Genomic DNA, 5,689 nt, shown 5'->3' with positions numbered 1-5,689 from the left:
CGCGGATGACCTGGGCCATGGCGCGGGTCAGGGTGGCCATGTCGGCGAGGGTGAAGTCGGCGCGGAGGTGGCCGCTGGTCTGGGCTCGGTGGATCAGCTCGTCGAGGTGGGCGGCGCCGCGGTGGCAGGCCTCCACCACGCCCTTGGTGGGTGGTAGCTGGCGGGCGAGTACGTCGTTGAGGCCGCGGTCCTTGGCGTGCAAGGCGTACAGCGCCTCCAGGTAGCCGACGAACGCGCGCCACGGGTCCGGCTCGGCCTTCGCCTGCTCGGCGAGCCTGTCGAGGGCCGCCAGGCGCTCCGGGAAGATCGCTTCCAGGAAGGCCTCGCGGGTGGGGAAGTGGGCGTACAGCGTGCCGATGCTGACCTCCGCCCGCCGGGCGATGTGCTCCATGGGCACGTCCAGGCCGCGCTCCGAGTACAGCTGCGCGGCCGCGACCAGCAGCTTGTCCCGGTTGCGTGCCGCGTCGGCACGCAACGGCCTGGTGTTCGGCATGAGACCCATGGTACGTAATTCGAGGGTGCCCTCGACTTGTGGTAGCGTCGCGCATAAGTCGAGGGCACCCTCGAATTACCGGAAAGGCGTCACCATGAGCACAGCCGTCGTCATCGGGGTCGGACCCGGGCTCGGCATGTCCATCGCCCACCGCCTCGGTCGCGAAGGTCTCACCGTTGCGCTCGTCTCGCGCTCGGACACCCGGCATGCCGGCTACCTGTCCGCCCTGGCGGACAAGGGGGCCGCGGCCGAGACGTTCGTCGCGGACGTCCATGACCCCGGTCGGCTGCTGTCCACACTGGACACGATCGAGGCACGCCTCGGCCCGATCGAGGTGCTGTACTACGGCCCCGGCGCGGTCGACCTCGACGCGCCCCGGCCCGGCCCGATCACCGAGACCACCGCCGACGAGGTGCGCTCGGTGATGGCCGGCGTCTACCCGGCCGTCGACGTCGTCAACCGGGTGCTGCCGGGCATGCTCGACCGCGGGGCCGGCGGGCTGCTGTTCGCCGGTGGGCTCAGCGCCGTCCGGCCGATGCCGTTCCTCGGCGCCCTGGCGGTGTCGTCGGCGGCACTGCGCAACTACGCCGTGACCCTCAACGCGGGCCTCGCCGACACGGGCGTCTACGCCGGCACCCTGACGATCGGCGGCCTCGTCGCACGCGGCGACATCCACGAGCTCGTCGTGTCACATCCGGAACAGTTCGGCGGCATGCCGCCGACGACCCTCGACCCCGACGACATCGCCGACGCCGCCTGGCGGATGTACACCGACCGCGACCGCGCCGAGGAGGTCTTCACCGTCTACTGAGCGGCCCTCTCCGCGACGGGATCGTGTGCTGGCCGCACACCGGTGCCATGTGACATAGTACTGCCGTGGACGTGCTGGTGGTCGGCGCCGGGATGGTCGGTGCCGCGTGTGCGTACTACTGCGCCGAGGCGGGGTTGCGGGTCGGCGTGGTGGAGCGCGGCGCGGTGGCCAGCGGCACGACCAGCGCCGGCGAGGGCAACATCCTGGTGTCCGACAAGGAACCCGGCCCGGAGCTGGACCTCGCCCTCCTGTCGCTGCGCCTGTGGACCTCGCTCGGCGAGCGGGTCGCGGACGGGTTCGAGCTGGATCCCAAGGGCGGCGTCGTCGTGGCCCGCACTCCGGCCGCTCTGTCCGGCCTGACCTCGCTGGCGGCCGGGCAGCGGGCGGCCGGGGTCACCGCGGAGGTCGTCGACCCCACCGAGCTGGAGCCGCGTCTCACCCGCGAGGTCGCCGGCGGCGTCCACTACCCGCAGGACATGCAGGTCCAGCCCATGCTCGCCGCCGCGGCGCTGCTCCGGCACGCACGGTCGCTCGGTGCGACCGTCCACACCGGAACGTCCGTGCTGGCGTTCCGGCGCGGCGGGGACGGCGGGATCACCGGCCTCCGCACGAGCGCGGGCGACCTGGACGCACAGTGGGTGATCAACGCGGCCGGCACCTGGGGCGGCGAGATCGCCGAGCTTGCCGGCGCCCCCGTGCCGGTACTGCCGCGGCGCGGGTTCATCCTGGTCACGCAACCCCTGCCGCCCTCGGTGATCCGCCACAAGGTCTACTCGGCCGACTACGTCGCGAACGTGGCGAGCTCGGACGCGACTCTGGAGACGTCGGTGGTCGTGGAAGGCACCCGCGCCGGCACCGTGCTCATCGGGGCGAGCCGGGAACGGGTCGGGTTCGACCGCACGATGTCGTTGCCGGTACTGCGAAAGCTCGCCGCGCAGGCGGTCGGGCTGTTCCCGTTCCTCGCGGAGGTCGACCTGCTGCGGAGCTACGTCGGGTTCCGCCCGTACTGCCCGGACCACCTGCCGGTGATCGGACCGGACCCGCGGGTGCCGGGACTGGTGCACGCCTGCGGCCACGAGGGCGCCGGCATCGGCCTCGCCGCGGCGACCGGTCACCTCATCGCGCAGTCACTGACGGGGGCGACCCCGGAGCTCGACCTGAGCCCGTTCCGCCCTGACCGGTTCGCCGCGGAGGTGGTCTCGTGAGCTTCCTCTTCGACGGCAAGGAGATCGCGGCCGACGCGAGCCAGAGTATCGGCGCGGCACTGATCGCGGCCGGCTACCGGTCGTGGCACACCACCCGGCACCTCGGCGCGCCACGCGGGATCTTCTGCGGCATCGGGATCTGCTTCGACTGCCTCGTGATCGTGAACGGCCGCCCCAACCAGCGTGCCTGCCTCACGGAAGCACGCGACGGCGACGAGGTCTGCGCGCAGGAGGGCACCGGCCATGGCTGACATCGCCGTACTCGGGGCCGGGCCGGCCGGGCTCGCGGCCGCGGTCGCCGCGCACCGGGCCGGGGCGCGGGTCACCCTCGTCGACGCCGGGCCGCGCGTGGGCGGCCAGTACTGGCGCCACCAGGACGGGGACGACGGCCGCGGCCACCACCTCTGGTCCACCCTCTGCCGCCTGCGCGAGGTCCCCCTCGACTTCCGGCCGCACCACGCGATCTGGCACGTCGAGCGCACCGGTGACGGGTTCGTGACCCACACGAGCGCCGGTGAGATCACCTCGCAGAGGCTCGTCATCGCGGCTGGCGCCCACGACCGGCAGCTGCCCTTCCCCGGCTGGACGCTCCCCGGTGTGTTCACCGCCGGCGGGGCGCAGGCCCTGCTCAAGGGACAGGGCGTCGCGGCCGGCGACCGCGTCGTCGTCGCCGGCACCGGGCCGTTCCTGCTGCCCGTCGCCGCCGGGCTCGCCGAGGCAGGCGCCCGCGTGCTCGGCGTCTACGAGGCGGGCTCGCCGGTCGGCTTCGCCCGCCACCCGGCCGCCGTGCTCCGCAACGCCAGCAGGATCACCGAGGGCGCGGCCTACCTGCGGGTCCTGCGCCGGCACGGGATTGCCTTCCACACCAGGAAAACGGTGGTCGCCGCGCACGGTGACGACCAGGTGCGCGCGGTGACCCTCGGGTCTCTCGACCGCGACTGGCACGTCGTCGCCACGGAGGACGTCGAGTGCGACACGGTGGCCGTCGGCTACGGTTTCACGCCACAGCTGGAGATTCCGCTCCAACTCGGCTGCGACACCCACCTCGACGTCGACGGCAGCCTGGTCGCCACCGCCGACGACGCCCAGCGTGCCTCGGTGCCCGGCGTCTACCTGGCCGGCGAGGTCTGCGGCGTCGGCGGCGCTCGACTGTCCCTTATGGAGGGTGAGCTGGCCGGGTTGCACGCGGCCGGCGTGGTGCCCGACAAGCGAATCGTGCGGCGGCGGGCAGCGCTGAGGGCGTTCGCGACCGCCATGCACCGTACCTATCCCGTCCGGCCGGGCTGGCAGACCTGGCTCGACGACGACACCCTCGTCTGCCGGTGTGAGGAGGTCCCGGCCCGGGACGTCCGGCGGTCCGTCGTGGAGCTGGGCGCCACGGACCCGCGCGCGGTCAAGCTGCTCGCCCGGCCGGGAATGGGACTCTGCCAGGGAAGGGTGTGCGGCTACGCGACGGCCTGTCTGGCAGGACCCGTCACCGCGGCCGGTCTTCGCGACCTCTCCGCCCGGCCCATCGCCCAACCGGTCACCCTCGGCAGTCTCGCCGAACAGCACGTGGAGGAACCATGACCAAGCCGTGGCACGGAGTTCTGGTGGCGACCGCGCTGCCGTTCACCGAGACACTCGAGGTGGACCACGACCGGTACGCCGAGCACGTGGCGTGGCTCGCCGCGCACGGCTGCCACGGCGTCACCCCCAACGGGTCGCTCGGCGAGTACCCGACGCTCTCGCCCCAGGAACGCGCCCGCGTGGTGCACACGGCCATCGCCGCGGCACCCGAGGGCTTCACCGTGATGCCCGGCGTCGCCGCCTACGGCGCGGCCGAGGCCCGCGGCTGGGCCGAGAACGCGGCCGAGGCCGGCGCCCCGGCCGTGATGTTGCTGCCCCCCAACAGCTACCGCGCCGACGAGCGGGCCGTCCTCGCGCACTACCGCGAGGTCGCCAAGGTCGGCCTGCCGATCGTGGCCTACAACAACCCCATCGACACCAAGGTCGACCTGACGCCCGAACTGCTGGCCCACCTGTACCTGGAGGGCCTGATCGTCGGCGTCAAGGAGTTCACCGGCGACGTCCGCAGGCCCTACCGCATCAGGGAGCTGGCGCCGGACCTGGACGTGCTGTGCGGCGCGGACGACGTGGCGCTGGAGCTGGCGATCGCCGGCTCGCCCGGCTGGATCGCCGGTTTCACCAACGCGCTGCCGGAGGCGACCGTGGCGCTGTGGCAGGCCGCGTCGGCCGGGGACCTGGCCAAGGCACTGCCGCTGTACCGGCTGCTGCATCCGTTGCTGCGGTGGGACTCGCGCACGGAGTTCGTGCAGTCCATCAAGCTCAGCATGGACATCGTCGGCCGTTACGGTGGACCGTGCCGCCAGCCCCGTGTTCCACTGAACCCCGAACACGAGGCCGCCGTCCGGCAGGCCACCGAACAGGTACTCGCGGAAGGGCTGTCGTAGACCATGCGGACGAAGCGCGTCTTCCACGCCGTCGACTCGCACACCGAGGGCATGCCCACCCGCGTGATCACCGGCGGCGTCGGCGTCATCCCCGGCGCCACGATGGCGTTGCGGCGGCTGCACTTCATCGAGCACCTGGACCACGTCCGCCGGCTGCTGATGAACGAGCCGCGTGGCCACTCCGCGATGAGCGGCGCGATCCTCCAGCCACCGACCAGGCCCGACGCCGACTGGGGCGTGGTGTTCATCGAGGTGTCCGGCTGCCTGCCGATGTGCGGGCACGGCACCATCGGCGTGGCCACCGTGCTCGTGGAGACCGGCATGGTCGAGGTCACCGAGCCGGTCACCACCATCCGCCTGGAGGTGCCTGCGGGCCTGGTCGTGGCCGAGGTCGAGGTGGCGGACGCGGTCGCGCGGTCGGTCACCATCCAGAACGTGCCGTCGTTCACCGTCGGGCTCGACCAGACCGTCGAGGTGCCCGGCTTCGGTGAGGTGACCTACGACATGGCGTTCGGCGGCAACTTCTACGCGATCCTCGGCGTGGACCAGCTCGGCCTGCCGTTCGACCGCGCGGCGGGCCAGCGGCTGCTCGACGCCGGACTGTCCATCATGGACGCCGTCAACAAGCAGAACCAGCCGGTGCACCCGTCCCAGCCGGAGATCGCCGGTTGCCACCACGTCTACCTGGCCGCACCCGGGTCCACGGCACGGCATTCGCGCCACGCCA

General features: G+C 72.6%; 7 protein-coding genes. 6 read left to right on the top strand and 1 reads right to left on the bottom strand.

Translation table 11 applies throughout. The features are described from left to right. The coding region (locus VET29_RS08555; RefSeq protein WP_324917152.1) for a helix-turn-helix domain-containing protein at window positions 1-493 on the bottom strand (493 nt) is incomplete at its 3' end. Window positions 494-587: 94 nt separating this feature from the next. On the opposite strand from VET29_RS08555, the gene VET29_RS08550 reads away from it, so the two are divergent. From VET29_RS08550 to VET29_RS08525, 6 genes are all read left to right on the top strand, one after another. Then, window positions 588-1,304, top strand: a complete 717-nt coding sequence (locus VET29_RS08550) for an SDR family NAD(P)-dependent oxidoreductase (protein ID WP_324917149.1) — start codon at window positions 588-590, stop codon at window positions 1,302-1,304. 65 nt (window positions 1,305-1,369) lie between these two features. Continuing rightward, the gene (locus tag VET29_RS08545; protein ID WP_324917146.1) at window positions 1,370-2,509 is read left to right on the top strand and encodes an FAD-binding oxidoreductase; all 1,140 of its coding nucleotides are present in this window, start codon (window positions 1,370-1,372) and stop codon (window positions 2,507-2,509) included. Then, window positions 2,506-2,760, top strand: a complete 255-nt coding sequence (locus tag VET29_RS08540; protein ID WP_324917143.1) for a (2Fe-2S)-binding protein — start codon at window positions 2,506-2,508, stop codon at window positions 2,758-2,760. Before VET29_RS08545 ends, VET29_RS08540 begins: the two co-directional genes overlap by 4 nt. After that, window positions 2,753-4,078 carry an FAD/NAD(P)-binding oxidoreductase gene (locus VET29_RS08535; protein ID WP_324917140.1) on the top strand — a complete coding sequence of 442 codons (1,326 nt, stop codon included), beginning with the start codon at window positions 2,753-2,755 and terminating at the stop codon, window positions 4,076-4,078. Before VET29_RS08540 ends, VET29_RS08535 begins: the two co-directional genes overlap by 8 nt. Continuing rightward, on the top strand, window positions 4,075-4,962 hold the full coding sequence (locus VET29_RS08530) for a dihydrodipicolinate synthase family protein (RefSeq protein ID WP_324917136.1): 888 nt from the start codon (window positions 4,075-4,077) through the stop codon (window positions 4,960-4,962). The genes VET29_RS08535 and VET29_RS08530 overlap by 4 nt, the downstream gene beginning before the upstream one ends. A gap of 3 nt (window positions 4,963-4,965) precedes the next feature. Further along, window positions 4,966-5,689: proline racemase family protein (locus tag VET29_RS08525; RefSeq protein WP_324917133.1), on the top strand; the 724-nt coding region annotated here is incomplete at its 3' end.

Origin of the sequence: Actinophytocola sp. (assembly GCF_035634895.1) — a bacterium.
Lineage (GTDB): Bacteria > Actinomycetota > Actinomycetes > Mycobacteriales > Pseudonocardiaceae > Actinophytocola.
This window is presented reverse-complemented; position numbering and strand designations above follow the sequence as displayed.

Bases quoted from the DNA above. Each gene is read 5' to 3' on its own strand.
- VET29_RS08550 (WP_324917149.1), top strand. From the start codon at position 588: ATGAGCACAGCCGTCGTCATCGGGGTCGGACCCGGGCTCGGCATGTCC.
- VET29_RS08535 (WP_324917140.1), top strand. From the start codon at position 2,753: ATGGCTGACATCGCCGTACTCGGGGCCGGGCCGGCCGGGCTCGCGGCC.
- VET29_RS08530 (WP_324917136.1), top strand. From the start codon at position 4,075: ATGACCAAGCCGTGGCACGGAGTTCTGGTGGCGACCGCGCTGCCGTTC.